The organism is Stenotrophomonas sp. SXG-1, from assembly GCF_014083965.1.
Classification (GTDB): domain Bacteria; phylum Pseudomonadota; class Gammaproteobacteria; order Xanthomonadales; family Xanthomonadaceae; genus Stenotrophomonas; species Stenotrophomonas geniculata.
Map to the genome: position 1 here is coordinate 2,243,667 of NZ_CP046588.1, position 24,167 is coordinate 2,267,833.

Genomic DNA, 24,167 nt, shown 5'->3' on the forward strand with positions numbered 1-24,167 from the left:
TAGCCCATTGTCAAGTGGCGATGCCACCTATTCTATTGTCGGAATATTTGGCGATTTTCGGTTTTAAGTTGGACGGGCCATCGTTTCATGAGTGCGCAATAGTCGCTTTGCGCATAGCGCCGTTTGAACTCCAAATTTGAAAGCTGCTTCGTCGAGGACCAGGGGCGCCTGTCGTTCGTTCACCGGGCTCGGGAACATCGCGTTTCCATTGAGCAGATCTGCGAGTTGATTGTCATGGGTGAACAGCGGCGGCACGTGTTCGCCAGCATCATCGAAGATGCCCAGCGCTGGTCGCGGCACGCGCGCAACCACAATGCCGCATGGCTGGAACGGACCAAAGCCGCGTTAAAGCGTCACTGACACTGGGATGTGCTGGACGGGCCTGTCGCATCCGCCTCGTTCACGGCCTCGCCGGGCGGATGCCGACACTCGTCAGGCGTGCACCGCCGACATCGACAACAGCCTTGCGGCGCAAGGCTCCAGCCCCGTTGCGCCATGTGCAACGATTCTGAAAATGTTGAAAGTGATGACGGCATCGGCCTTACTGCATTGGCATCGCGCACAACCGGGCGTATTCCTTTGCGTGCCACCGGAAACGGGTGGCCGGGATTCGAAACCCCGGTAGTTCGCTGAAGTAAAACGCTTGCCAGCCGGCATCACCCTGTGTGGTGCCGGCTGGCAATCCGTCGGCCGGCTATGGCGGGCGGTGCGTGGAGGCCTTGTGCCTGCCGGTTCAGCGAACGCCGGGTTTCGAACCACGCACCGCCCGCCACCTTTATCGGTGGCGGCTTCTGCCTGCACGCAAGGAGCCCTGCCATGACCCAGCCCCACTCCCCTGCCCCTCACCCCATCCACGACGCGCCTGCGAACGGCCCTGCGCTCGACCCGAACACCCTCATCGCCCTGCTGCACAGCATCGGCTCGGGCGCCGCCTCCGATGGTCAACCGTGGCCAGAGCGCCATCAGATGCCGGGCCGGCGCATCGCCTTGGCGGATACCGATTGCTCGCTGGCCGGGCTTCGCGTGGTCCTGGAGATTCTGCTGGCCGCGCAGCGCGCCCGCGAGAATGGCGAGCTGGAGCAGTACGTTGGCCCGCGCGTGATGGAAGGGCTGATCATGGCCGGAATCGGCCTTACCGCGCACGCCAGTACCCGACTGCATCCGGAGGGCTGAGTGGCCTGGTGGCGCTGGGCGGCCACCGCGCTCTGTCTTGCGGTGGTGGTTGCGGCACAGACGCAGTGGCCGGCACCGCCGGTGCCCGAGCAGCTCGCTTTCCACAGCATCACCGACAATCGCTTTTCACAGCTGCGCCGCCAAGCGGTGCAGTTCGTGGAGGCTCGGCCACGACAGGGCTTCCAGTTCGTCGAGCGGCATCGAGATGCCGAGTTCCAGGTTCATTGCCGAGGCATACCCGTGCTGTGGCTGGAGAGGCGCCCGCAACATCTGCTGTTGCAGGTCTCACTGGACGCGAAGCAGCGGGCGCCTGCCGTTGTGCGGTTGCGGGCGCTCCTCCAATGGCAGTTGGAGCCGTTGGATTACCTGGAGCAGGTACTGGCTGGCGTGCCGGAACCTGTTCTGTTGGATCGGGTGCTGCAGAGTCTTGCCAGTGATGTGCCTGATGGGGCGCGATGTGGCGTGCCGTAGTCGAGCATGACTCGACTCTACAAGGCTGCGGGCAGCGAGGGTTCGGGCTCCGGCCCTGCCGCTCGTCACCTGCGCGACAGGCATTGGCCAGTGATCATGCGGGTCACCTCCCGGCATCGATCCAGCCCGCATCGCGCGCACGCGCAAGCTCTTCTGGCGTATCGATATCCAGGGCCAGTTCCGGTGCGTGCAGGACATGCACCGTATCGGCAGGAAGTTGCCTCAAGCGCGCTCCGAAGCCGCGGTCACCGGTTGCACCCGCAGAGTTGAACCATGCACGCGGCACTACTGCGGGAACGCCAAGCGCGTTTCCATGACGGGTACCCGCACACCCTGACGCCGAGGCGCGGACACCCGAGAGCAGCGCCTGCAGATGGGAGCGCTCGATTGCGGGCTGGTCGCATGCCACGACCATCACCGCGGTCACCGTGGGCAGCAGGTGTACGCCGGCAACCTGCAGACTGCTCGCCAGGCCGCGTTCCCAGTGGTGGTTGGTTACCGGAGTGGCGTCCAGCCCGGCAATGCTGGATGTCACGGCCTGTGCGTTCGCGCCCACCACGACCAGGACCTGCGCTGGCGCGAGCTCCCGCGCCAACCGCACCACGCGATGTACCAGGGTTTCGCCCTGCCGGGTCAGAAGCTGCTTGGGCTGGCCAAGTCGGGTGCTCCCGCCGGCAGCCAGCACGACGACCGCATGCGCGTCAGTCACCTGCCGTGCGCGCTTCGCCATTGCTGCAGCTGCGCGGCGATGCTGAGCGAAATCGCCTCTGGCCCTCGGCCGCCGATGTTCAGGCCGACCGGTGATTGAAGTCTCGGGGAAAGGCGGTGGCGCTGATCCGGTGTCAGCAGCTTGAACAGGTCCTCGCGCCTTCGCCGCGGACCCAGCAGTCCAATGAACGCAACTTTGGTATCAGCCAGGGCCACCAGCGCCTCCCGGTCCAGTTCGAAATCGTGATGCATCACCAGTGCCGCGTCGCACGGGTCGCCATGAAGGGCCTCGGCCGGGCTGGTCTGAAGATGCGCATCCGCGCACTGCCCGGCTGACGCCCAGCGCGCTCGTCGTTCGGCCACGCTGACCCGCCACCCCAGGCCCCGCAGCAACGGAACCAGGGAGGGCGTTTCGGGACCGCCTCCCAACACCAGGGCCCGCGGAAGCCGGAGCAACGGCAAATGCCATGCGACCTCGCCAAAGGACTGTGCCCCGTCCATCGGATGCAGCTGCCATGCCTGCTCGCGATGGCCAGCGCGGAAAACGACCTGCCCCGACCTGCGAAGGTCGCGCTGGAGTGACACACCCTCGCGCAACCAGGCCTCGATGACGTCGTCGATGCCGGACATGGCACGCAACGGCAGAAGCGCAATCCGCAGCCGGCCGCGGCACCCGAGCGCGGACCCACTTAACAGATCGTCGTCACTGCGGGTGTCGATCTCGATCCAGTCGACCCGCCCTGCCGCGCTCACCTGCTCCGCGCGTCGCGCGAGCTCCGGCTCCAGGCATCCGCCGCTGAGCCAGCCGACCTGGCCGCCGTTGCAGAACAGCACCATGTCGCCGGCACCGGCGTAAGTGGAGCCATCGGTTTCCAGCACCAGCGCGAGCACGGCGTGCTCCCCCGCGCGCACGCGCGTCAAGGCCGTCTCGAGTACGCCGCGCGGGCTACCTTCGGCGAGGAAGCCCGGCGCTGCGGACAGGTCCTCGGCAAGATCGCCGGGCTCCCCTCCGCCTGCCGCTGAAGCTTCCAGCGCGGGTGAGGCTACGGGTCGGTCCATGCGCAACGTCAGCCCACGTCGGGCAAGCCGGGCAACAGCTTGTCCAAGGTGATGGGATAGCTGCGCACGCGCACGCCGGTTGCGTTGTAGATCGCATTGGCGATCGCGGCGCCAACCCCGCAGATGCCCAGTTCACCCACACCCTTGGCCTTCATCGGCGAGATCACCGGATCCAGCGTGTCGAGGAAGACCACCTCCTGGTACGGGATGTCGGCGTGCACGGGAACCTCGTAGCCGGCCAGGTCGTGGTTGATGAACAAGCCAAGCCGTTTGTCGACCACCAGCTCCTCCATCAGGGTCGCGCCCGCACCCATCACCATCCCGCCGATGACCTGGCTGCGTGCGGAGAGCGGATTGAGGATCCGGCCGCCATCGCATACGGCAAGCATGCGGCGGATGCGCGTCTCTCCAGTGTAGGCATGCACGGCAACCTCGCAGAAATGCCCTGCATAGGTGCCGACGTCGTAGCCTTGTTTGAAGTCGCCGAAGGCAATGCCGTCCTCCGCCGACAGTGTGCCCGCCTCCGCCAGCTTGATCGTCCGCCCGCCCGCCTGGATGCGGCCATTGGCGAAGTCTGCGGTGTCGCCGTCGAAGCCCAGTTTCTCGCCCACCTTGCGGCGCAGGCTGACGCACGCCGCGTACACGCCTGCGGTGGAGCTTGCCGCGCCCCACTGGCCGCCGGAACCGGCGGAGGCGGGATGACGGGAGTCGCCGAGGGTCACCTGGACCCGCTCCAGCGGCACGCCCATGGTCTCGGCTGCCGTCTGCGCGATGATCGTGTAGGAGCCGGTGCCGATGTCGGTCATGTCGGTCTCGACAATCACCCCGCCTTGGCCGTCAAGCCGGACCCGCGCCGCCGACTTCATCGTCGGTGCGCCGCGATAGCCCGCAGACACGCCCATGCCGATCAGCCAGTCCCCTTCCCTGACCTGCGCCGGCCTGGGGTTGCGCTTGTTCCAGTTGAAGCGCTCCGCGCCCTCGCGCAGGCAGCGCACCAGGTTGCGGTCGGAGAACTTCTTGGACGGATCGCCGGGTACCACCTCGGGCTCGTTGAGGATGCGGAACGCGATCGGGTCGAGGCCCAGCTTCTCGGCCATTTCATCCATCGCCACTTCCAGCGCCATGTGGCCCGGTGCTTCGCCCGGTGCGCGCATCGCATTGCCTTCGGGCATGTCGAGCGTGGCGATGTAGTTGGCCACCAGGCGGTTGGCGCCCGCATAGAGCTTGGGCGTCTGCAGGGTGCCGTTTTCGCCGTCCTCGCCGTTGATGTTGCCCGACCAGTTCTCATGGGCGATGGCGGAGATCCGGCCATCCTTTCCGCAGCCGATCCGCACGCGCTGGAGGGTGGCGTGCCGGTGCGTGGTGTTGTTGGGCATCAACGGGCGTTGCAGCGCGATCTTCACCGGTCGCCCGACCTGCTTGGCCGCCAACGCGGCCAGCACCGCGTCGGCACGGATGAACAGCTTGCCGCCGAAGCCGCCGCCGATATAGGGCGAGTCCACACGCACCTTGGCAGGATCGATGCCGAGGATCGCCGCCATGCCCTGCCTGGCCCAGTCGATCATCTGGTTCGCCGTCCACAGCGTGAGCGTGTCACCCTCCCAGGCGGCGATGGTGGCGTGCGGCTCCATCATCGAATGACTTTCGTCGGAGGTGTGGTAAGTCTCGTCGAGCTTGACCGCGGCGCTCGCGTAGGCGGTGTCGAAATCGCCCAACGCCTGCCGGTCGGGCTTGCCGTCACGCCCCTTTGCCAGCGGCGCGGACGGTGCCAGGGCCGGGAAATCGAAGCGGCCCTTGCCGCGCTCGTAGCGGGTACGGATCAACGCCGCGGCGGCGCGGGCCTGCTCGAAGGTCTCTGCCACCACGCAGGCGATGGCCTGATGGTAGTGGGCCACTTCGGGTCCGCCGAACAGCGGCGCATTGTTCCAGTTCGATGTGCCGACCGGCTTGGTTTCCGGTGCGGTGATGACCGCCAGTACGCCGGGCGCGGCACGCGCGCGGGAGGCATCCATCGAAATGATGCGCCCTTTGCCGATGCCCGCGCCGACGATGTAGCCGTAGGCCTGGTTCGGCGCCACGTCATGGCGCTCGTAGGCATAGGGGGCGGTGCCGGTGGTCTTGCGTGGACCGTCGATGCGCGGCGTCGACTTGCCGACGACCTTGGCCTTGTCGAACAGGTTGTCGCCGGCGGGGGCGTTGAATTCAAGGGGCATCAGCGCTCTCCTTCCACCAGCACCGCTGCGAGGGTGCGCTCGGCGAGCGCGATCTTGAACGCGTTCTCTGGCGTCGGACGGGCACCGGCGAACACCTGCCGGGTCGCGGCCTTCACGCCGTCGCGCAGCAGGGGTTCGGCTGCCTCGACGCGCCACGGCTTCGGCGCAACCCCACCGAGGGCGAACCGCGCCGAGCCGTCACGCTGCACGACCGCGGCGACCGACACCAGTGCGAACGCATAGGACGCGCGGTCCCGTACCTTGTGGTACACGTGCCGACCGCCCAGGGGCTTCGGCAGCGTGACGTGGGTGATCAGCTCACCGCGCTGCAGCACGTTGTCCTGCTGCGGCCTGTCGCCGGGGGAACGATGGAAATCGGCAATCGGGATGCTGCGCGTACTGCCGTCCCCCCTGACGGTCTGGATCGAGGCGTCCAGCACCCGCAGGGCCACCGCCATGTCGCCCGGATAGGTCGCGATGCAGCTGTCCGAGATGCCGATCACGCCCATCTGCCGGGAGAACCCCTCGAGTGCGCCGCAGCCGGACCCGGGCAGGCGCTTGTTGCAGGGCAGATTGGGGTCGTAGAAGTACGGGCAGCGCGTGCGCTGCAGCAGGTTGCCGCCGGTGGTGGCTTTGTTGCGCAACTTCCCGGAGGCGCCTGCCACGATCGCGCGGGTCAGCACCGCGTAGTCGCGGCGCACGCGCTCATGCGAGGCCAGCGCGGTATTGGTGACCAGCGTGCCGATGCGCAGGCCACCCTCGTCGGTGGGTTCGATCCTGTCCAGGCCGATGTCCTGCACATCGACCAGGTGCGCTGGCGTCTCGACCTCCAGCTTCATCAGGTCCAGCAGGTTGGTCCCTCCGGCCAGGAACTTCGCGCCCTCGGTACCGGCGACGGCCCTGGCGGCCTCGGCCGGGGATTTCGCGCGCTCGTAACTGAAGGCCCTCATGAGCGCCTCCCTGCAGAGGTGACGCCAGCGACCTCTGCCATCGCCTCGGCAATGTTGGAATAGGCGCCACAGCGGCAGAGGTTGCCGCTCATGCGTTCGCGCATTTCCATGTTGGTGGCCTGGGGCCGTGCGCTGACATCCGCCTGCACATGGCTGGGCACACCCCGCTTGATCTCGTCCAGTACCGCCACCGCCGAACAGATCTGCCCCGGCGTGCAATACCCGCACTGGTAGCCATCATGCTTGATGAAAGCGGCCTGCATCGGATGCAGGTCATCGGGAGTTCCGAGGCCTTCGATGGTGGTGATGGCATCGCCCTGGTGCTGCACCGCCAGGCTGAGGCAGGCATTGATGCGCTCACCGTTGACCAGCACGGTACAGGCACCGCATTGACCGTGGTCGCAGCCCTTCTTGGTGCCGGTCAGCTTCAGATGTTCGCGCAGGGCATCGAGCAGCGTGGTCCGGGTGTCCAGTTCAAGTTCCCGCCGCTCGCCGTTGACGGTCAAGGCCACCGTGCTGATGACCGGCGGGCTGGGCGGCGGGGGGGCCGCCAGTTCGGCGGCGAGCGATGACGCCCCCGGTGCGGCGGACATCGCCACGGTCGTGACGCCGCCGGCGATCACCTGGCGACGCGTCAACTTCATTCCTTCATCACAACTTGGCACAGTGACCTCCTGGCGTTCGGGGAAACCCCCGTGGCTGGATGGACGCGCTCACACTACCGAAGGGCCACTATGCCCATCTGCGGGGTACAGATCTGTGAAGCCGGCAAATGTAAGAACATGATGCAGCACGCCCGAAGAAATCGGCTGCATCCAGCCACAGCGCGGCACTCTTGGGCCATGCGTATGCCTCACTGGATGACTCACAGTCCTGTTTGTCCCTCAGCATGAGGAACATGATGGCCCGACGCTACAAAGGCGTTGGCTGGGAGGGCTCGGGTTCGTGGATGGAGCCCTCCAACAAGGCAACGTAGGTATCAAGCCTGGTGCGAAGGCCGATCAGCATCCAGCCCAGCAGGTACAGCAGCACCATGGCGAAGATCAGTAGTGCACCCAGCGGGCCAACATCGAAAGCGCCCGCCCAGTCGCCCCATTTCCATCCGCGGAACTGCAGGTAGAGGGCAATCAACAGCGGGAATGGTCCCAGCCGCTGCAGGCCGCCATACATCATGCCCATGCGCTCAATCATGTTTGTGCGCAAGGTGCTGACGAACTTGAGTCGCCGCTCGCGCTGGACGCGCGGGAATCCGCGAAGCTCGGTCACCACCGCTTGCCAGTGAGCGAAGTCTTCATCCATCTCCCGGGCGTGTGAGAGCCGCGGCTGGCTGAACTGGCGAATGCCCCTGCGGGCGGCCAGTACGCCACCGACAATGAACCCTCCGATTTCGATTGCCAGGCAGGTAACAACCACCTGGAGCACTACGCCAAGAGGCAGCCATCGATCCGGAAGCTGACCCATGAGAATGCCGATGATCGCCGCACCCACGCCGATGCGAAACGCCCACGTCTCCACCCTGCCCGCCTTGGGGCAGATGCTGTGCTCAACCAGTCCCTGCACCCGCTGGTAGAGCCAGTGGAACGTGAGTTCCTGAGAATCGGTCTTCGCTGGCGGTTCGAATCCGCCCCGTGCCTGCATGTCCATTGCGCCCCGTGCCCCGCCGGCCAGGTTGCCGGCGCCACCATCGTAGCCGAGCTGGGTTGTGGCGGAATACGGCCTAGCCGTGTAACCGTCAGGCCAGGACCTTCCCGGAGTCGAGCATGGCTCGATTCTACAGAGGCGGAGCCTGCGGGCCGACCCGAACATGCACCGCATGGCTGATGCCACGATGGAACATCTTGGCGTATGGGCAGACGCGTTCGGTGTTGCGCACCAGTTCGCAGGCGAGGTTCTCATTCATGCCGGGAAGATGTACCACGATCTCGGCCGACAGCAGGTACAGCCCATCTGCCGGATCACGGGCGAAGGTGACCGCCACCTCGATGCTGGGATTGTGCAGCAGCAGGCCGGCACGCGCGGCCACCAGCACCAGGGCACCGTGGAAGCAGCCGGCATAGCTCGCAGCCAGCAGCTGCTCGGGATTGGCGCCGCCGCCCGGCGCACCGAGTTCCGGCGGCAGGCGCAGGTGCACCGCCAGTGCACCGTCGTCCGATCGCACGACGCCGGACGCCCGCCCGTGCTGGGCCTGGCCTCCGCTCACCCGCACGCGGCCGGTGTACAGCGGCTTCACGTCGTCGCCCTGGTAACGGTCCAGCATGGCGGGCGAAGGCGGTTTCAGCTCGGTCATTGCGCGGCTCCATCAAGCGCTGCTGCGGCAGGCGATCAATTCGCCGCTCAGGCAGGCTGCCGCTGCAACAGGCCCGACTGCTGCAGCCAGGCTTCGAAATCGACCTGCCCCAGCCACGCGTGTCCGACCGGCACCAGCGTGTCGATCTGCAGCGGCGCACCGAAGTACAGCGCCTCGGTATCCGCAACGACCTGCCGGGGATCACCCGTCAGTTGCAGATACCGCCTGGCCAGATCCGCCATCGCGCTGCGCTGCGGCCCGGCGATTTCCAGCACGCCATTGGCCGGCGGCTGCTGCGCGATGCGTGCCACCGCTTCGGCAACATCCTCGGCGGCAATCGGCTGCACGTCGGCGGCCGGCAGCCGCAGGGTCTCCCCATCGCCGGCGGACTGGATGATGCCCGGCAGGAACTCGAAGAACTGCGTGGAATGGATGATGGTGTACGGCAGGCCCGAGTCGCGGATCAGGCGCTCCTGGGCGATCTTGCCGCGGAAATAGCCACTGGCTGCCAGCATGTCGGTGCCTACGACGGAAAGCGCAACGTGGTGATGTACGCCGGCACGGATAGCGGCCGCAAGTATGTTGTGGCCAGCGGTCACGAAGAACGAAAGCACTGCCGCATCTTCGAACGAGGGCGAGTTGGCCAGGTCCACCACCACGTCGACGCCGTCCATGGCGGCATCCAGACCTTCACCGGTCAGCACATCCACCCCGGTCGAGGGTGCTGCCACCACGATCTCATGCCCGGCTACGCGCAGGCGTTCCACCACCTTGCTGCCGATGCGGCCGGTACCACCGATGACGAGGAACTTCATTGCGTATCTCCTGGAATGTAGAAGGGCTACCGGATGTGGCCGGGCGCAGGCATCGTAGGTAGCGCGGGCGCGAGGCAGTAGGTCCATGGCGGGCCGCGCACTGTTGCCCGGCACGCACCAATACGCTCAGGCCCAGCCAGGCCGTGCGCCTTGGTTCAGAGGGGTGGCCTGCTGGCGCGCTTCCCAGTGCGAGATCACATCCAGCTCGAGCGCGCGCACCCGCTGCGTGCTGAAGTCGATGAAGGCCCGCACGCGCTTGGGCAGCTGGCGGCGGCTGAGGTAGCACAGGTAGTGGCCACGATCGAGCGGCGCATGCCGATCCAGGCAGGTCACCACCCTGCCCGCCCACAGCGCTTCACGCACCTGATAGCTGGGCAGTTGGGCGATGCCGAGCCCGTCGATGACGGCCTGCAGGGCCAGGTCGGCATCGTTGAACACCATTGCGGAAGGCGGCTGCAGGTGCACTTCGGCACCGTCGACACGGAATTCCCAGGGCTGCATGCGTCCGCCCGGCAGGCGCCGCCCGATGCAGGCATGCGTGGGCAGCGCGTCCACCGACGCGGGTAGGCCGTGCACCTGCACGTACGCCGGTGATGCACATACGACCAGCTGCATCGGCACCAGCTGCTTGGCGATCACCTGGCTGTCTTCCAGCAGGCCGTCGCGAAACGCCACGTCGATGCGGTCACCGGCCAGGTCGGGGGCCTGCTCGTCCAGCAGCAGTTCCACGGATACCTGCGGGTACTCGGCGCGGAATGCGGCCAGCAAGGGGGCGATCACCCGCCGGCCGAAGCCGTGGCTGGCACTGATGCGCAGGTGCCCGCGCGGCGGGCCCTCGCGCAGGTCGCGCATTTCCTCCAGCGCCTGCAGGATGCAGGTCACGCCCGGGTTGCAGCCCTCCAGGAACAGCTCGCCTTCCCGGGTGAGCGTGGTCGAGCGCGTGGTGCGCAGGAACAACCGCACGCCCAGCTGGCTTTCCAGCTTCTGCACGCTGCGGCTGACGGCCGAGCGGCCGATGCCGAGGCGGTCGGCCGCGCGCGCGAAACTGCCCTCGGACGCCACTGCAATGAAGGCCAGCACACCGGCGTAGCTGGTGGAGAAGGACGCATTGAGCGCATCGTGGCCGTCACTGGCCGCGCGGGGCGTTGCGGCATTCATGGGTGGCCTGGCTCCAGGCGGGCACGTTGTGCGTGCAGGTGGCTCCGCGCCAGCGCCAACCGTTGCCTGCACGTGGAAGGGTCGAGCCCCAGCAGGGGCACGATGTCCTCGAATCCGGCGCCCAGCACGTCGTGCAACAGCAGGATCGCGCGTGCGTCGGGCGGCAGTTCGCGCAATGCGGCGAGGAAGGCCTGCCAGACCTGTTCGCTGGCAGGGCGCGATGCGGTGCGCAGGTGCGATGAGGTGTCCATGCCCGGCAGACGGCCGAGCATCGGCCGCTGTGACAGGACATTGGTGTTTTTCATGCAACAGCGTGCGGCCCGGCCCCCGCCTACCGGCGTTGCGAATGCAGGCCTAGCCTCGCTGTGCCCTTCACACGCTACAGGAACACACCATGACCGCACGCCTGGATTACGCCGCGCAATCCCCCGAACTGTTCAAGAAGCTCGGCCTGTACTCGCATGCCGCCCACACCGCCTCGATCGAAGGGGCCATCATTGATCTGGTCAACATCCGTGCATCGCAGCTCAACGGCTGTGGCTTCTGCCTGGACATGCACGTGAAGGAGGCCACCCTGCGTGGTGAGCGCCCGCTGCGCCTGCATCACCTGGCGGCATGGCGTGAATCAACGCTGTTCAGCCCGCGCGAGCGCGCCTGCCTGGCCTGGACCGAAGTACTGACCCAGCTGCCGGCGCAGGGGGTGCCCGACGAGCTGTACGCGCGCGTGCGCGGCCAGCTGTCCGATCAGGAAATGGTCGACCTCACCCACGCGGTGATGGCGATCAACGCCTGGAACCGTGCCAATGTCGCCTTCCGTACCACGCCCGGCACCCTGGATACGGCCTTTGGCCTGGACAAGGCCGGCCTGGCCTGACCCTTCCGCCGCTGCCCCATGCAGCGGCCCTCCTCCACCGCTTTGGAGACCTGCCATGCGTCGCTCTGTTCTGGTCCTGTTTGCGCTGCTGCCACTGTGCGGCGCTGCCGCCACCCCGCCCTCTCCTGCGCCCCAGCCCTTGGTGCGCGAGGTGATGACCCGCGCCCTGCCGGAGCAGCCCGGCAAGGAAGCGCTGATCCTTACCGTGGAGTACCCGCCGGGTGGTGCTGATCCTGTCCACCGCCACGATGCCCATGGCTTCGTCTACGTCCTGGAAGGACGGATCGTGATGGGTGTGGCCGGCGGCAAGGAGGTCACCCTTGGCCCGGGCGAGGCCTTCCATGAGGGCCCGGCCGATCTGCACACCGTAGGCCGCAACGCCAGCGCTACCGAGCCGGCGAAGTTCGTGGTGTTCCTGATCAAGGACATCGGCAAGCCGGCGGTGCTGCCGCCGCACTGATCGCACGTCCGGCGCTGGCACCAACGACAGGTTCCCGGGTGTCACAATCCGGGGACCTGTCCCGTCTACGCTGGTATGGACGAATCCACTGCGCTGTTCTCACGCCTCCGCCCACGCCTGTTCGGCGTGGCCTACCGCATGCTTGGGTCTTCGCACGAAGCCGAAGACGTGGTGCAGGATGTCTGGCTGCGCTGGCATGGCGCCGACCAGTCACAGATCGAGAATCCGGAAGCCTGGCTGGTGGCGGCCACCACCCGTCGCGCCATTGATGGCCTGCGCCTGGCACGGCATGCGCGCGAACACTATGTGGGCATGTGGTTGCCCGAGCCGCTGCTGACCGATGACGCCGCCACGCCCGAGTACGTGCTGGAAACCGCCAGCGATCTGTCGGTCGCCTTCCTCAGTGTGCTGGAACGGTTGGCCCCGGATGCACGTGCGGCCTTCCTGCTGCACGATGTGTTCGATCAGGATTACGCAGTGGTCGCGCGCACACTGGACAAGACGGAAGCCGCCTGCCGGCAGATCGTGCATCGCGCACGCCGTCAGCTCAGGCAGGAGCGCCCGCGCTACAACGTCCCGCAGGACGTGCACCAGAAACTGCTGCGCCGCTTCGCCGAGGCTGCATCCAGTGGAGATTTCCGCACGATGAAGGCGTTGATGGCCGAATCGGCCGAGCTGGTGGGTGACGGCGGCGGTATCGTCACCAGCTTTCCCGGGCCTTTGCTCGGCGGCACACGCATTGCCCAGCTGCTGTATGCCCCGCACCTGCGGCGCAGCGCGCAATTGCGGATGGTACCGGCCATGCTCAACGGACGGTTGGGACTGCTGCGCTATTTCGATGGCGTGCTGGAGGCGGCGATGGCCTTCGAGACCGATGGCGAACGGATCACGCAGATCCTGGTGCAGCGCAACCCGCACAAGCTGCAGCGGTTGGCTCGCCCTACCGCCATCCAGTAGTTTCACGCCAGGTGTGGATGGCGTCCGTTGTCGGCCTCGTCCTTGCGGGATTCGAGCGGGGCGCCGATGCGCCCCGTCGAAAACCCCTGCTTGCGCTGTATCCGCAGGATCCGATCAGAAGTCCCAGAACACCGGCACCCAGCGGAACGTCTCGCCCTCCAGCGACACCCGGCCCACTGACGGGAACGGAAGATGCGTGGCCACCAGCATTTCGCCGGTGCCGGCCAGTTCCTTCAGCAGAGCGATGCGTACGCGTGCGGATTCCTCCGGGTCGTGCTCAAAACCGTTGTGCCAGTTCGGCTGGTCGAAGCCGACCGCGAATACCGCGTCACCGGCAAAGGTCAAGGCGTGCCCCGCAGACGCCACGCGCACCACGCAGTGGCCCGGGGTATGCCCACCGGTACGGCGGGCCGTCACGCCCGGGGCGATCTGCTGTTCGTCCTGGAAGGTGTGCACATAGCTGCTGTACTCGGCCCAGAAGTGCTTGGCCGTGGCGCGTAGCGCATCGGGGAAACCCTGCGGCATGTTGGTGCGGCTGAAGTCCGGCGACTTCCAGAACTCCACCTCCGCTGCGGCCACGTGGATCTTCAGGTCCGGGCGCAGCTGTTCCTTCACACCTTCAACCAGCAGCCCGCCGACGTGGTCCATGTGCATGTGGGTGATCACCACATCGGTGATTTCGCCCAGGTTGATACCGGCAGCACCAAGGCGACGGATCAGCTGGCCGGCGCGCGGCAGCTGCAGGTCCGGGTCCATGCCCAGGCCGGCATCGATGAGAATGGTGCGATCCCCGCTGTGCACCACCATTACGTTCAATGCCCAGTCGAAGGCATCCTGCGGCAGGTACATCTCTTCGAACCATTCGGCACGGTCGGCCGCCGGTACGTTGTGGCCGAGCATCTGGGTGGGCAACGGCAGGACGCCATCGCTGATCACCAGCACTTCGACGTCGCCCACTTTCAGGGCGTAGCGCGAGGGCACCAGTTCATCGAGGGCGGGGGCAATGGACGCGGCGGTGTTTTCCATACTGAACATGAGGGATCTCCACGAAGAGCCATTTGGCGGGCAGCAATGCAAGGCTGGCGCGAACGAATCCGGGCGCCTGCCCATGGCGCAGGCAGTGACATTGCCAGGGCACGGTTGCCTGGCAGGCCAGCGCTGCGGAGTTCATGGGAAGACGGGCCACTGCGCGGGCAATGGGCCCGGAACACGGCAGGTGCCGTGTGGGATCAGCCTAGGCAGCAGGCCGCAGGTGCGGTAGCGCCGTGAAGGGGTACGTCATGTTGCGTTCCGGGAAGCAATGCGGAACCGGCTGCAATGCCACCATTGCAAGCGCCTCTGGCTTGTTCGGTAGCGCGCAGGCCCAGGTCGGGCAGCTTCGGATGATCATCCAGTCGACCCCACTGTGGATCCGTGCACTCAGGACGATCTATCAAGAAATTCGGACTTGTCATATCCCTGGCGCCTGATCGCGGGCGCAAAGTACGTCTCACCACCCACCCATGAGAGTTCCCGCATGAACACCTTCGCCCGTACCCTGGCCGTTGCCGCCCTCGCCCTCTCGGTCCAGGCCGGCCTGTCCGCGCAGGCCGCCGAACCGGCCAAGCCGGCTGCAGTCACCAGCATTGCGCGCACCGCCAGCTACATCACCACCGCCGATGGCGTGCAGCTGTACTACAAGGACTGGGGCCCGAAGGACGGCCCGGTCGTCACCTTCAGCCACGGCTGGCCGTTGAACTCAGACAGCTGGGAATCGCAGATGATCTTCCTGGCCGATCATGGCTACCGTGTCATCGCGCATGACCGTCGTGGCCACGGTCGCTCCAGCCAGCCGTGGGACGGCAACGATATGGATCATTACGCCGATGACCTGGCCACGGTGATCAATACGCTGGACCTGCACGATGTGACCCTGGTGGGCTTCTCCACCGGTGGCGGCGAAGTGGCGCGCTACATTGGCCGGCATGGCACGGGGCGGGTGAAGAAGGCCGTGCTGATCAGCTCGGTACCGCCGTTCATGCTGAAGACCGCCGACAACCCGAACGGCCTGCCGATTGAAGTGTTCGATGGCATCCGCAAGGCGCAGATGGATAACCGCGCGCAGCTGTACAAGGACATTCCGTCGGGCCCGTTCTATGGCTTCAACCGCCCGGGCGCGAAGGTGTCGCAGGGGTTGATCGATGCGTGGTGGGCGCAGGGCATGCAGGGCGGCCACAAGAACACCTACGATTCGATCGCTGCGTTCTCGGCCACCGATTTCCGCGCGGACCTGAAGAAGTTCGATGTGCCCACCCTGGTCATCCACGGTGACGACGACCAGATCGTGCCGATCGATATCTCCGGCCGCCAGTCGGCGAAACTGATCAAGGGCGCAAAGCTGATTGTCTACCCGGGTGCGCCGCATGGCCTGACCGACACCCACAAGGACAAGGTCAACCAGGATCTGCTGGCGTTCCTGCAGGAAAAGTGAGTGACCGGGGCTCTGTTGTGATGGCAGAGCCCTTCCTTCCCAGAAGCAGGGCTGGCACCGGAGAAGCGCCGGGTGCCGCGTCAGTGCACGATTGCGGCCGTGGGATTTCAGGCCAACGATGGAGCGCGTTCCGCACTTTGATGAAGGGTTAACCTCCAACGGAGGACACTGCGCCCTCACGGCTCTTCTCCGGCGCAGAATCCTTTGCTCCCGTGTCCAGCCTTAGACGACACGGCCATGCATCCTCCCAATGCCTTCCGGATCCACGCGATCCAGCCCCTTCTTGCGCGCAATGGCGCAATCGTTCGCCTTGATCAGTTGCGATCTACCTGCAAGAGTTGCGGCCTGCGCTCGTCAATGAGCGAGAACGCCGGCATTCAGACAAGCCCATTGGGCACGACGCTCACTTGCCCCGCATGCGGTGCCACGGGGCTGATGGACGAGGTGGAGATATGGCACCACTGGCTCGAACAATGCCGCCGTGAACGGATGCTGGCGCTCTTTGATCCAAAGCCTGACGAACCTCTGGAACCAGACACTCCGGAATGACGAGCGCGTTCCGGGCGCTTGCGGACGCAGCGCCAGCTACGCGCCTCAACCGTCGCCCGGGTGCCGGCCCGCCAGGCTGCCCATCGTGAAGGCGTAGCCAGCTTCCTCCAGCAGCGTTCTCATGCGTAGCTCCACGCGCCTGGGTGAAAGCAGGCTGTTGGGCGCGTACAGGGCATAGACATAGCCGGCGCCGTCGATGATTTCGCGGCGCACGGCGCAGTCGCTGGATTCAGCTGCCTCGGACCAGACAGACATCAACCGGGCAGGACTGATGGACTGCCCGTTGCGAAGACGAAAGAACAGCCAGCGGACTCCCAGGGACGGGGCTGGATTCAACTTAGCCACTGCGAGCCTCCAATGCGCCGGAAAAGATCCCTGAGAACCTCAGGATCCAATCGTGGATGCTCGTCTTTCGAAGATCGCGGAAGGTCGATGCGCGCAGCACCCTTCACCAGTGCAGGCAGATCGGACTGAAGGTCGATCCACCATCCCGCGGGCAGACGGAGGCCCGTGCCCGTTCTATCGTAGATGCAGATCGTAAAATTCATCGCGTTGCTCCTGAATGACCCGAGCATACGCTTGCGCAATGTCAGGTCCGGATGCGACGCCTAGGGAGATGTCGCGTCGACGCGCTTTGCGCATTCGAATACGTGTGCTTCGTCCTGCTGGACCCTGCGGAATGATTCAAGCCAGCTGAATGCTGCGCCGCGATTGTGAATCATGTCGCCGAGCCTTCCGGTCAGGCATCGTGCGCATTCCATCCCGCCAGGGCTGGGTGCGTGGCAGCAACGGCATTGCGCCATCGTCGTGGTTCTCTCCGGACGACATTGGTACATGATCTTGGTCATCAGGCTGATCGCCTGGCTTTGCGAGGACATGCCCGCTCCCTGTCTACCGCGGAAGCAGCCGCGCGGCGCGCGGCTCCTCCTGTTCCTCAGCGGCGCGTATCGCCGCCGAGACCGCCCTTCTTTTCGTCCGCTGGCTTCGGGCTCTCGCGATCCTCGTTGTCCTGCTGCTGTTGCTGCCCTTGCTTGCCGGGCTCCTTCCCGCCAGGCTCGCTCCCCTCGACCTGCCCCTGCTGCGCGGGCTGTTCTGTTTCAGCGGAAGCGCTGGAGCGGTCGTTCCTGTTCTGTTCGGGGACGCTGTTCATTTCGATTCTCCGTCGCAGCAAGTCTGCTGCCAATTGACAGTGGGCCTGGCGCCGTTACGGGAGCGTACCGGGAAGCGCGCTGGATGAACGACTGTCATGAACAGGCTCCCGGCAACAAGCGTGTACAGTGAGGCTCCGAACGTGGGGAACACCATGATCCATGGAAGAAGCAAGCACATTGTGGACGTAGAGCGTGAACTGGCCCACTGGAAGGCCGCGTTCAACCTGGGCACCCTGCCCGCGATGAGCTTCCGATATGAAGTAGCGCCGGTTGTCCGGCTTGCCTGCGATATCTATGTGAGAGATCCGCACGGCACCCGGTCGGCATGGATCGACGATCTGCAGGACAGGCTTGCGAAGCGATCGAGCCTGCGCGGCCACCCTGGCGCAGCAGAGATTGCCGATCGGTGCTGGTCCCTGCTTGGCTGCGCTTAGGCGCGGCTGGCCGCGTGATTCCGCTCGCGCATCAACTCATCATTCAGTACGTGGACAATGGACATCACCGCGTCGGCAAGTCCACGAGAATCGCTGATGGATCCGTAGAAGTAGATCCTGGCGCCTTCAATGCGAACATCCGCCAGCTGGAGCTGGGACGCCAGGGCCCTGCACTTGATGAGGAACATCTCTGTCCAGCGAGCGCCGGGCGCCAGATCCAGCAGCGCGGTGATGGCTTCGTCGGTGGATGCGTCTACACGCTCATGCAACAACGGGACATCGAAGCCGACGATTCTTGGGAGCATGGAAGCGTTCACCTGACCATCCTCTCGCTGATGGGCGCTGCGAGTACTCCCACAGTACAACAGAATGCGTCCAGCCCCAGATGAGATGGCGTCAGCTGGCCTGTCCCAGCTCGCGCGCAAGAAACGGCGCCGTCCTGCTGCCCTTGGCGCGGGCCACCTGTTGCGGCGTGCCCTTCGCCACGATGGTGCCGCCCGCACCGCCTGCACCTGGCCCGACATCAATCACCCAATCTGCCTGTGCGACCGAACGCATGTCGTGTTCGATCATCACCACCGTGTTGCCTGCCTCCACCAGTCGTTGCAGCTGCGCCAGCAACCTGTCCGCGTCAGATGCATGCAGGCCGGTGGTGGGCTCATCCAGCACATACAGCGTGCGCCCGCGCTGGCTGCGCTGCAGCTCGGTCGCCAGCTTGATGCGCTGCGCTTCACCGCCTGAAAGCTCCGTGGCCGGCTGCCCCAGCCGCAGGTAGCCCAGACCTATTTCCTGCAGCAACTGCAGCGGGCGGTCAATGGCGTCTTCTTCGGCGAAGAACGCGTGCGCCTGGTCGACCGTCATCTGCAGGACCTCGGCGATGTTGCGGTCGTTCCACAACACCTTCAGGGTGGCCTCGTTGTAGCGGGCGCCATGGCAGGTCGGGCACGGCGCATAGACGCTTGGCATGAACAGCAGTTCGACACTGACGAAGCCCTCGCCTTCGCAGGTCTCGCACCGGCCCTTGGCCACGTTGAACGAGAAGCGTCCCGCATCGAAGCGACGGCGGCGCGCGTCTGGCGTTGCGGCGAACAGCTTGCGCACGTGGTCGAACAGGCCGGTGTAGGTGGCCAGGTTGGATCGTGGCGTGCGGCCGATGGGCTTCTGGTCGACCTGCACCACGCGTTGAATGGCGTCCACATCGCCGGCCAGCTGGCCCCGCGTCGCTTCCATCACGGTCGGCCCATCCGGGGGCGTGCTGTCGGCGCTGTCGTCCACGGGCTCGTGCCCCAGGTGCAGCAGCATCAGCTCGGGCAGCGCTTGTGCCATCAGGCTGGACTTGCCCGATCCGGAAATGCCGGTCACTGCTGTCAGCAGCCCCAGCGGCACCTGCGCGTCCACGCCCTGCAGGTTGTGGCGATGGATGCCCTTCAGTTCGAGCCAGCTGTTGGCACTGCGCTGCCGGCTGGCAGGCGCAGGCACCTGGTCGAACAGATACCGGGCCGTGCGCGAATCCTTTACCTGGCGCAGGCCATCGGGTTCGCCGCTGTAAAGCACGCGCCCTCCCCGCTCGCCGGCCTCCGGTCCCACGTCCACCAGCCACTGCGCGCGGCGCATCAGCTCCAGATCATGTTCAACAACGAACACCGAGTTACCGCCGTCGCGCAGCCGTTCCAGTGCGTCGTACAGCGCCTGGCTGTCGGCCGGATGCAGGCCGGCCGAGGGTTCGTCGAGCACGTACAGCACGCCAAACAGCAACGAGCTGAGCTGCGTGGCCAGCCGCAGGCGCTGCAGTTCGCCGGCCGACAGCGTGGGCGTGGCGCGATCAAGTGATAGATAGCCCAGGCCGAGCTCGCGCAGTTGCCGTACACGCGCCATGACCCCGCCCGCCAGGCGTTGTGCCGCCAGGCGCTTTTCCTCAGACAAGGCTGAGGTCAGGCGCACGTCGGGTGCGCCTTCGTGGGTCGCGCGGCCACTTGCTGCCCGCTTGGCGCGATCGCGGGGCGTTGCACGCCTGCTGGAACGCGCGCCGTGGCTGTGTGCACTGAAGTCGCCCCGCGCGATGGGCTCGAGCAACGCCGCCAGCTGGTCCAATGGCAGCCGCATGAACTCGCCGATATCCACACCGGCAAAGGTGACCGAAAGCGCCTCCGGCTTCAGGCGCTTTCCGTGGCAGGCGGGGCACAGCTTGCCTTCCATGTAGCGCGAAACACGCCTGCGCATCAAGGCGCTCTGGGTGTTGGCAAAGGTGTGCAGCACGTAACGGCGCGCGCCGGTATAGGTGCCCATGTAGCTGGGCTCCTGCTTGCGCTTGAGTGCGCTACGGGTCTCGGCCGGCGTGAAGCCGGCATAGACCGGCACGGTGGGCGTCTCCTCGGTGAACAGGATCCACTCACGGTCCTTCTTCGGCAGTTTCTTCCACGGCACATCGATGTCGTAGCCCAACGTGACCAGGATGTCGCGCAGGTTCTGGCCATGCCATGCCGGTGGCCAGGACGCGATGGCGCGCTCGCGGATGCTCAGCGACGGGTCCGGAACCATCAGTGCTTCAGTCACTTCGTAGACATACCCCAGGCCATGGCAGGTGCTGCAGGCGCCCTGTGGGGTGTTGGGCGAGAAGTCTTCGGCGTACAGCATGGGCTGGTGGGCCGGGTAGGCTCCCGCCCGCGAAAACATCATGCGCACCAGGCTGGACAGCGTGGTCACGCTGCCCACCGAGGAGCGCGCATTGCTGGCGCCGCGCTGCTGCTGCAGGGCGACCGCCGGGGGCAGCCCGTCGATGGCATCCACATCGGGCACGCCCGCCTGGTCGATCAGGCGGCGCGCATAGGGTGCGACGGATTCGAAGTAGCGCCGCTGCGCCTCGGCGAAAACCGTGCCGAAGGCCAACGAGGACTTGCCGGATCCCGACACGCCGGAGAACACCACCAGTGCATTGCGCGGAATGGAGACATCGACATTCTTCAGGTTGTGCTCGCGCGCACCACGGACTTCGATGCAGCCGCTGGCTGCGGCAGCACATGACGACTCGCCATAGGGGGTGTTGGACATCTCAGCATTCCTGCAATCGGTGGGCGGCTCGCGCATGGTGCGCCCGGTAGGCCATTCTCGCTGTTGCGGGGTGAATGGCGTGAGGGGGTGCGCAACCACGTGCCGCATCAGAACGCCATGGCCGACGCAGACCGCGCCGCCGCGCTGATTGTTAACGCGCGTTGCCTGAAGGATTGACGCCACGTTGCCCCGCCCTTGATGAGGCCGCTCACAGTGCATTCCTATGCTGGGCCCGCCACCTGCGAGGTGGTGATCAACCTGGAGATGCACCATGCAACGCGACCAGAAAGACCTTCCACATCCGGACACGGAGGCGCAGCGCCCCGATCCTGTCAGTCCGCTGCAGGCGACGCTGCACAACCGCCGCAATCATGACGAGGCGCTGCAGGAAACCTTCCCCGCCAGTGACCCGATCTCCCCCTTCGTCGCTGCGCCCACGCCGGACGAGCAGGCCAAGCGCCTCGGGAAGCGGGTCAAGCTGCCGGACCGCCACACGGATGAGGAGGCCGCGGGAGGTGACCAGTGATCCGGCGCGGTTTCGCCCGTGTCGCGGCGGCGACGGCGCGATTGTCCGGCAGCCTGGGGGCATTCGTCGCAGCGCTGGGGGTGATCATCACCTGGGCTGCCAGCGGGCCGGCCTTCCACTTCAATGACACGTGGCAGCTGGTGGTGAATACAGGAACCACCATCGTGACCTTCCTGATGGTGTTCCTGATCCAGCATACGCAGAACGCTGATACCGCTGCGCTGCACATCAAGCTGGATGAACTGATCCGGGTGAGCAAGGACGCCAACCAGGAGTTGTTGAACCTGGAGTCGATGGAGCCGGCCCATCTTGAAGAGATACGCCAGCGTTACGAGGCACTGGCGAAGACCGCTGCAGACATCAAGTCCAAGAAGGAGCGCTGCATGCCCAGCGATGCGGATGCAGCCGCCGAAGCCTGAGGTGGATGCCTGCGCCTACAGCTGTTCTGGTGTGAGGCCCTGTCTGGCAGGGCCTTCCAGCAGCGCTCCGGTGGCGGAAAAGCGGCTGCCGTGGCAGGGGCAGTCCCAGGTGCGCTCATGGCCATTCCATTGGACAACGCACTTCAGGTGCGGGCAGAGCGCCGACATCATGTGCAGGCGCCCGCCCTCGTCGCGGTAGACCGCGGTGCGCTTTCCGTCCACGTCCAGCAGTGCGCCGCAACCACGGGCGAGCTCACTGGGTGAGTGCGACGGCGCCGTGGCAAGGCGATCTCCCACCATGTGCCGCGCCACCGTGGCGTTGGTGCGGGCCCAGCCCGATGCCGAGCGCACCGGCGTGAAACGCATGGGGCTGAGCAGCTGCTCGATCTCGCTGGCCGTGCCCATGATTCCCTCGGTGATCGCGCGCGCGGCCACGCCTGCCCAGGTCAAACCGTCCGGCCCATAGCCGGTAGCGACCCACACATTATCGTGCGCGCTGCTGCCGATGTAGGGCAGCTGGTCGGCGGGCCGGAATTGCTGGGCCGACCAGCACAGCGGCTCGCCCTGCACGTTGAAGTTGCGGCGCGCGTCGGCTAGCAGATGCTGGGCCGGATCCTCCGCTGGCGTTTCGCCGGTGCGGTGTGTTTCGCCAACCAGCACAAGCCAGTCGCGGCCATCAGCGCCGTGCACCCCGCGCAATGAGCGGTGCCGGTCGGCGATCCAGTGAATGCCTGCCGCAGGTAGGTTGGCAACCGGCACCGCCACCCCGTACTCGCGGTACACCTCCATCTCGGCCTGCACCAGGTTGAAGCCTGCGGGCGAATGCGTAGCCAGCACGAACTGCCTGGCCTGTATGCGGGCGCCATCGGCTGTCGCAACGCCGGCGGATGCCTCGATGCGGTTGATCCGGGTCCAGTCGTGGATGCGCACGCGACCTGCCAGATGACGTGCCAGTTGCCTGCAGAACGCCGCAGGATCCAACTGCGCCTGATCGGGAACGCGGAAGGCGTGGCCCAATGCAAACGGCAGCCCGGACTGCCGGTGTTCGCACTGCAGGCCGACGCGCTGATAGGCCTGCAGCTCACGCTCGAACTGCGCGGTGACCTCGCGGGTGCGATCCTGCACACCGTACTGCATGCCCACGCGTTGGAAGCCACAGCGCAGATCGTAGCGATGAACCAGTGTTTCGATGGACCGCAGCGCCTGCTGCCGCCACTGCACGACACGGCTGGCCGTGTCGCCGCCCCAACGGGAGATCAGATCGGCCAGCCGGGAGACGGGCGCGTAAAGATTGCCGGTGGACATCACCGTATTGCGCCCGCCGATGGGCCCCGCATCAACCACCAGCACATCCAGGCCGCTATCGGCCAGGCGGGCCGCTGTCAGCAGGCCGGTCATGCCGGCGCCCACCACCAGCACGTCCGCGCGCGTCGTGCCGGCAAGGGGGCGGAAGCTGTGCGACTCGGTGTCAGCTGACCATAAGCTGGCGCGCGGGAACGGTTCGGACATGAAAGAGATCCTTGCAGCTTCAGCTGGGAGGCCTCTCTGATACGCCTTGCCGGGTGAAACGACGGTGGCGTGGTCGTGCAGATGATGCTCACGCGCTGCCACGATCAACGCCATGGTCAAGGCCAGGTGAGCGTTGCGTGGGCAACACGCCTGTGTCGCCTCTGCGAACCGCAACTCCTTGCTTGCAGCGTGGTCGCTAACGTGCCTGGAAGGAGGATCAGGCAGTGAGCACGCACTTGGAAATCGATCTGATGATCGCGCAACTGGAGGAATTGCTGCCGACCTGGGCAGCGTTCTACCCCGAGCCGCAGTTCATCCGCATGCTCGCCGAGGCATTGGACTATATCGCTGCCAGCGCGGAGCCGGAGGCGCGGCTGTATTGCGTGATGCGCACCGGGCACCTCCATGTGTGCAGCGGCGAAATTCCGTGGGCCGAGCGCCATGGAGGTCGCTAGGCCGGTGGATCACGCCGCCACGGCATAGGGTTCCACCAACCTGGCCAGGACATCCATCGCCGTCTCGGTTGGCGCTTCGTCACCGCTGTGCTGGGCGAACCCCGACCAGTCCGCGCAGGCAAGAATTTTCAACTGCTCGGGTTGCGTCGGCAGCCAACGCATCGGCCAGAACGGGAGTCGCCGGTTGCCCACCCTGCCCCGCTGCAACTCGATGAGCCCTGCGTGGCTGGAAGCACCCACCACTCGCGAGTACGCCACGCTCAAGCCGTCCTCGGGTCCCTCGATGTACTGCAGGAAGCGGGCGCCATCGAACAGCAGAACTCCGGTAACGCCGGCATTTCGGTTGAAGCGGGCGGCATCATCGACCAGATCGTCCAGCTTCCCGCTGCGCAGGCCCAACGAGTCACCCGCAACGGCGGGGCCCGCTTCGCTGACGTATGCGACTGCCCTGATCGGCATTGACTGCTCCTGTAGTGAATCC

The 24,167-nt window shown here is 65.9% G+C and carries 29 protein-coding genes; 12 read left to right on the forward strand and 17 right to left on the reverse strand.

The features are described from left to right. The first annotated feature begins 123 nt into the window (after window positions 1-123). From GOC52_RS10330 to GOC52_RS10340, 3 genes are all read left to right on the forward strand, one after another. Window positions 124-360 (forward strand): hypothetical protein, encoded by a 237-nt coding sequence (locus tag GOC52_RS10330; RefSeq protein WP_191851496.1) that lies wholly within the window; start codon window positions 124-126, stop codon window positions 358-360. 456 nt (window positions 361-816) lie between these two features. Next, window positions 817-1,173: a hypothetical protein gene (locus tag GOC52_RS10335; protein ID WP_010485758.1), complete on the forward strand. Its 357-nt coding sequence runs from the start codon at window positions 817-819 to the stop codon at window positions 1,171-1,173. Next, the gene (locus GOC52_RS10340; RefSeq protein ID WP_191851357.1) at window positions 1,174-1,644 is read left to right on the forward strand and encodes a hypothetical protein; all 471 of its coding nucleotides are present in this window, start codon (window positions 1,174-1,176) and stop codon (window positions 1,642-1,644) included. 103 nt (window positions 1,645-1,747) lie between these two features. Here GOC52_RS10340 and GOC52_RS10345 read toward each other — a convergent pair whose 3' ends face one another. The 10 genes from GOC52_RS10345 to GOC52_RS10390 all read right to left on the reverse strand — a co-directional run bounded on the left by GOC52_RS10345 (window position 1,748) and on the right by GOC52_RS10390 (window position 11,139). Continuing rightward, window positions 1,748-2,374, reverse strand: coding sequence for a nucleotidyltransferase family protein (locus tag GOC52_RS10345; RefSeq protein WP_191851359.1), 627 nt, complete (start codon window positions 2,372-2,374; stop codon window positions 1,748-1,750). After that, window positions 2,350-3,411: an XdhC family protein gene (locus GOC52_RS10350; protein WP_191851361.1), complete on the reverse strand. Its 1,062-nt coding sequence runs from the start codon at window positions 3,409-3,411 to the stop codon at window positions 2,350-2,352. Before GOC52_RS10350 ends, GOC52_RS10345 begins: the two co-directional genes overlap by 25 nt. An 8-nt stretch (window positions 3,412-3,419) precedes the next feature. Further along, a complete protein-coding gene (gene paoC / locus GOC52_RS10355; RefSeq protein WP_191851433.1) occupies window positions 3,420-5,624 on the reverse strand; it encodes an aldehyde oxidoreductase molybdenum-binding subunit PaoC in 2,205 nt (734 codons plus the stop codon). Further along, window positions 5,624-6,574 (reverse strand): FAD binding domain-containing protein, encoded by a 951-nt coding sequence (locus tag GOC52_RS10360; RefSeq protein WP_191851363.1) that lies wholly within the window; start codon window positions 6,572-6,574, stop codon window positions 5,624-5,626. The genes paoC and GOC52_RS10360 overlap by 1 nt, the downstream gene beginning before the upstream one ends. Continuing rightward, window positions 6,571-7,218, reverse strand: a complete 648-nt coding sequence (paoA, locus tag GOC52_RS10365; protein WP_099560617.1) for an aldehyde dehydrogenase iron-sulfur subunit PaoA — start codon at window positions 7,216-7,218, stop codon at window positions 6,571-6,573. Before paoA ends, GOC52_RS10360 begins: the two co-directional genes overlap by 4 nt. A gap of 268 nt (window positions 7,219-7,486) precedes the next feature. Further along, the gene (locus GOC52_RS10370) at window positions 7,487-8,218 is read right to left on the reverse strand and encodes a hypothetical protein (protein ID WP_191851365.1); all 732 of its coding nucleotides are present in this window, start codon (window positions 8,216-8,218) and stop codon (window positions 7,487-7,489) included. 127 nt (window positions 8,219-8,345) lie between these two features. Continuing rightward, entirely contained in the window at window positions 8,346-8,861 is a 516-nt protein-coding gene (locus tag GOC52_RS10375; RefSeq protein ID WP_191851367.1) for an Ohr family peroxiredoxin, read from the reverse strand. Window positions 8,862-8,908: 47 nt separating this feature from the next. Beyond that, window positions 8,909-9,676: an SDR family oxidoreductase gene (locus tag GOC52_RS10380; RefSeq protein ID WP_111118018.1), complete on the reverse strand. Its 768-nt coding sequence runs from the start codon at window positions 9,674-9,676 to the stop codon at window positions 8,909-8,911. Window positions 9,677-9,802: 126 nt separating this feature from the next. Further along, a complete protein-coding gene (locus tag GOC52_RS10385; protein ID WP_100445692.1) occupies window positions 9,803-10,834 on the reverse strand; it encodes a LysR family transcriptional regulator in 1,032 nt (343 codons plus the stop codon). Continuing rightward, complete coding sequence (locus GOC52_RS10390) at window positions 10,831-11,139, reverse strand: sigma factor-like helix-turn-helix DNA-binding protein (RefSeq protein WP_049455242.1); 309 nt, start codon at window positions 11,137-11,139, stop codon at window positions 10,831-10,833. Before GOC52_RS10390 ends, GOC52_RS10385 begins: the two co-directional genes overlap by 4 nt. Before the next feature lie 89 nt (window positions 11,140-11,228). On the opposite strand from GOC52_RS10390, the gene GOC52_RS10395 reads away from it, so the two are divergent. The 3 genes from GOC52_RS10395 (at window position 11,229) to GOC52_RS10405 (ending at window position 13,125) form a co-directional block, all read left to right on the forward strand. Continuing rightward, window positions 11,229-11,708, forward strand: a complete 480-nt coding sequence (locus GOC52_RS10395; protein WP_043395764.1) for a carboxymuconolactone decarboxylase family protein — start codon at window positions 11,229-11,231, stop codon at window positions 11,706-11,708. Between the two features lie 55 nt (window positions 11,709-11,763). After that, window positions 11,764-12,168: a cupin domain-containing protein gene (locus GOC52_RS10400; protein ID WP_125436986.1), complete on the forward strand. Its 405-nt coding sequence runs from the start codon at window positions 11,764-11,766 to the stop codon at window positions 12,166-12,168. 75 nt (window positions 12,169-12,243) lie between these two features. Next, the gene (locus tag GOC52_RS10405; RefSeq protein WP_143994483.1) at window positions 12,244-13,125 is read left to right on the forward strand and encodes an RNA polymerase sigma-70 factor; all 882 of its coding nucleotides are present in this window, start codon (window positions 12,244-12,246) and stop codon (window positions 13,123-13,125) included. A 114-nt stretch (window positions 13,126-13,239) separates the two neighbouring features. Here the strand turns inward: GOC52_RS10405 and GOC52_RS10410 are convergent, their stop codons facing one another. Next, complete coding sequence (locus GOC52_RS10410; protein WP_191851369.1) at window positions 13,240-14,160, reverse strand: MBL fold metallo-hydrolase; 921 nt, start codon at window positions 14,158-14,160, stop codon at window positions 13,240-13,242. A gap of 481 nt (window positions 14,161-14,641) precedes the next feature. On the opposite strand from GOC52_RS10410, the gene GOC52_RS10415 reads away from it, so the two are divergent. Together GOC52_RS10415 and GOC52_RS10420 are read left to right on the forward strand one after the other, a co-directional pair. Further along, entirely contained in the window at window positions 14,642-15,595 is a 954-nt protein-coding gene (locus GOC52_RS10415) for an alpha/beta fold hydrolase (RefSeq protein WP_100445698.1), read from the forward strand. Between the two features lie 237 nt (window positions 15,596-15,832). Beyond that, the gene (locus GOC52_RS10420) at window positions 15,833-16,144 is read left to right on the forward strand and encodes a hypothetical protein (protein ID WP_099560612.1); all 312 of its coding nucleotides are present in this window, start codon (window positions 15,833-15,835) and stop codon (window positions 16,142-16,144) included. A gap of 45 nt (window positions 16,145-16,189) precedes the next feature. On the opposite strand, the gene GOC52_RS10425 is transcribed toward GOC52_RS10420, so the two are convergent. Next, window positions 16,190-16,489, reverse strand: a complete 300-nt coding sequence (locus GOC52_RS10425; protein WP_019336576.1) for a hypothetical protein — start codon at window positions 16,487-16,489, stop codon at window positions 16,190-16,192. 589 nt (window positions 16,490-17,078) lie between these two features. Continuing rightward, entirely contained in the window at window positions 17,079-17,294 is a 216-nt protein-coding gene (locus tag GOC52_RS10430) for a hypothetical protein (protein WP_100445702.1), read from the reverse strand. A gap of 96 nt (window positions 17,295-17,390) precedes the next feature. Here GOC52_RS10430 and GOC52_RS10435 point away from each other — a divergent pair, with 96 nt between their 5' ends. Continuing rightward, complete coding sequence (locus GOC52_RS10435; RefSeq protein WP_230080572.1) at window positions 17,391-17,729, forward strand: hypothetical protein; 339 nt, start codon at window positions 17,391-17,393, stop codon at window positions 17,727-17,729. On the opposite strand, the gene GOC52_RS10440 is transcribed toward GOC52_RS10435, so the two are convergent. Together GOC52_RS10440 and GOC52_RS10445 are read right to left on the reverse strand one after the other, a co-directional pair. After that, window positions 17,726-18,046, reverse strand: a complete 321-nt coding sequence (locus GOC52_RS10440) for a hypothetical protein (protein ID WP_019336574.1) — start codon at window positions 18,044-18,046, stop codon at window positions 17,726-17,728. The genes GOC52_RS10435 and GOC52_RS10440 overlap by 4 nt on opposite strands. Before the next feature lie 79 nt (window positions 18,047-18,125). After that, window positions 18,126-20,777, reverse strand: a complete 2,652-nt coding sequence (locus tag GOC52_RS10445) for an excinuclease ABC subunit UvrA (protein WP_191851371.1) — start codon at window positions 20,775-20,777, stop codon at window positions 18,126-18,128. 271 nt (window positions 20,778-21,048) lie between these two features. On the opposite strand from GOC52_RS10445, the gene GOC52_RS10450 reads away from it, so the two are divergent. Together GOC52_RS10450 and GOC52_RS10455 are read left to right on the forward strand one after the other, a co-directional pair. Further along, complete coding sequence (locus tag GOC52_RS10450) at window positions 21,049-21,303, forward strand: hypothetical protein (protein WP_099560609.1); 255 nt, start codon at window positions 21,049-21,051, stop codon at window positions 21,301-21,303. Next, a complete protein-coding gene (locus GOC52_RS10455) occupies window positions 21,300-21,722 on the forward strand; it encodes a low affinity iron permease family protein (protein WP_071305203.1) in 423 nt (140 codons plus the stop codon). Before GOC52_RS10450 ends, GOC52_RS10455 begins: the two co-directional genes overlap by 4 nt. A 15-nt stretch (window positions 21,723-21,737) precedes the next feature. On the opposite strand, the gene GOC52_RS10460 is transcribed toward GOC52_RS10455, so the two are convergent. Beyond that, on the reverse strand, window positions 21,738-23,231 hold the full coding sequence (locus GOC52_RS10460; protein ID WP_191851373.1) for an FAD-dependent oxidoreductase: 1,494 nt from the start codon (window positions 23,229-23,231) through the stop codon (window positions 21,738-21,740). A gap of 224 nt (window positions 23,232-23,455) precedes the next feature. Here GOC52_RS10460 and GOC52_RS10465 point away from each other — a divergent pair, with 224 nt between their 5' ends. Further along, window positions 23,456-23,686 (forward strand): hypothetical protein, encoded by a 231-nt coding sequence (locus tag GOC52_RS10465; RefSeq protein ID WP_100445708.1) that lies wholly within the window; start codon window positions 23,456-23,458, stop codon window positions 23,684-23,686. A gap of 9 nt (window positions 23,687-23,695) precedes the next feature. Here GOC52_RS10465 and GOC52_RS10470 read toward each other — a convergent pair whose 3' ends face one another. Next, on the reverse strand, window positions 23,696-24,145 hold the full coding sequence (locus GOC52_RS10470) for a BLUF domain-containing protein (protein WP_126559510.1): 450 nt from the start codon (window positions 24,143-24,145) through the stop codon (window positions 23,696-23,698). Between the last annotated feature and the right edge of the window lie 22 nt (window positions 24,146-24,167).

Coding starts and splice junctions, on each gene's coding strand:
- GOC52_RS10335 (WP_010485758.1), top strand. CDS start 817: ATGACCCAGCCCCACTCCCCTGCCCCTCACCCCATCCACGACGCGCCT.
- GOC52_RS10345 (WP_191851359.1), bottom strand. CDS start 2,374: ATGGCGAAGCGCGCACGGCAGGTGACTGACGCGCATGCGGTCGTCGTG.
- GOC52_RS10350 (WP_191851361.1), bottom strand. CDS start 3,411: ATGGACCGACCCGTAGCCTCACCCGCGCTGGAAGCTTCAGCGGCAGGC.
- paoC (WP_191851433.1), bottom strand. CDS start 5,624: ATGCCCCTTGAATTCAACGCCCCCGCCGGCGACAACCTGTTCGACAAG.
- GOC52_RS10360 (WP_191851363.1), bottom strand. CDS start 6,574: ATGAGGGCCTTCAGTTACGAGCGCGCGAAATCCCCGGCCGAGGCCGCC.
- paoA (WP_099560617.1), bottom strand. CDS start 7,218: ATGAAGTTGACGCGTCGCCAGGTGATCGCCGGCGGCGTCACGACCGTG.
- GOC52_RS10370 (WP_191851365.1), bottom strand. CDS start 8,218: ATGGACATGCAGGCACGGGGCGGATTCGAACCGCCAGCGAAGACCGAT.
- GOC52_RS10375 (WP_191851367.1), bottom strand. CDS start 8,861: ATGACCGAGCTGAAACCGCCTTCGCCCGCCATGCTGGACCGTTACCAG.
- GOC52_RS10380 (WP_111118018.1), bottom strand. CDS start 9,676: ATGAAGTTCCTCGTCATCGGTGGTACCGGCCGCATCGGCAGCAAGGTG.
- GOC52_RS10385 (WP_100445692.1), bottom strand. CDS start 10,834: ATGAATGCCGCAACGCCCCGCGCGGCCAGTGACGGCCACGATGCGCTC.
- GOC52_RS10390 (WP_049455242.1), bottom strand. CDS start 11,139: ATGAAAAACACCAATGTCCTGTCACAGCGGCCGATGCTCGGCCGTCTG.
- GOC52_RS10395 (WP_043395764.1), top strand. CDS start 11,229: ATGACCGCACGCCTGGATTACGCCGCGCAATCCCCCGAACTGTTCAAG.
- GOC52_RS10400 (WP_125436986.1), top strand. CDS start 11,764: ATGCGTCGCTCTGTTCTGGTCCTGTTTGCGCTGCTGCCACTGTGCGGC.
- GOC52_RS10405 (WP_143994483.1), top strand. CDS start 12,244: ATGGACGAATCCACTGCGCTGTTCTCACGCCTCCGCCCACGCCTGTTC.
- GOC52_RS10410 (WP_191851369.1), bottom strand. CDS start 14,160: ATGTTCAGTATGGAAAACACCGCCGCGTCCATTGCCCCCGCCCTCGAT.
- GOC52_RS10415 (WP_100445698.1), top strand. CDS start 14,642: ATGAACACCTTCGCCCGTACCCTGGCCGTTGCCGCCCTCGCCCTCTCG.
- GOC52_RS10420 (WP_099560612.1), top strand. CDS start 15,833: ATGCATCCTCCCAATGCCTTCCGGATCCACGCGATCCAGCCCCTTCTT.
- GOC52_RS10430 (WP_100445702.1), bottom strand. CDS start 17,294: ATGAACAGCGTCCCCGAACAGAACAGGAACGACCGCTCCAGCGCTTCC.
- GOC52_RS10435 (WP_230080572.1), top strand. CDS start 17,391: ATGAACAGGCTCCCGGCAACAAGCGTGTACAGTGAGGCTCCGAACGTG.
- GOC52_RS10445 (WP_191851371.1), bottom strand. CDS start 20,777: ATGTCCAACACCCCCTATGGCGAGTCGTCATGTGCTGCCGCAGCCAGC.
- GOC52_RS10450 (WP_099560609.1), top strand. CDS start 21,049: ATGCAACGCGACCAGAAAGACCTTCCACATCCGGACACGGAGGCGCAG.
- GOC52_RS10460 (WP_191851373.1), bottom strand. CDS start 23,231: ATGTCCGAACCGTTCCCGCGCGCCAGCTTATGGTCAGCTGACACCGAG.
- GOC52_RS10470 (WP_126559510.1), bottom strand. CDS start 24,145: ATGCCGATCAGGGCAGTCGCATACGTCAGCGAAGCGGGCCCCGCCGTT.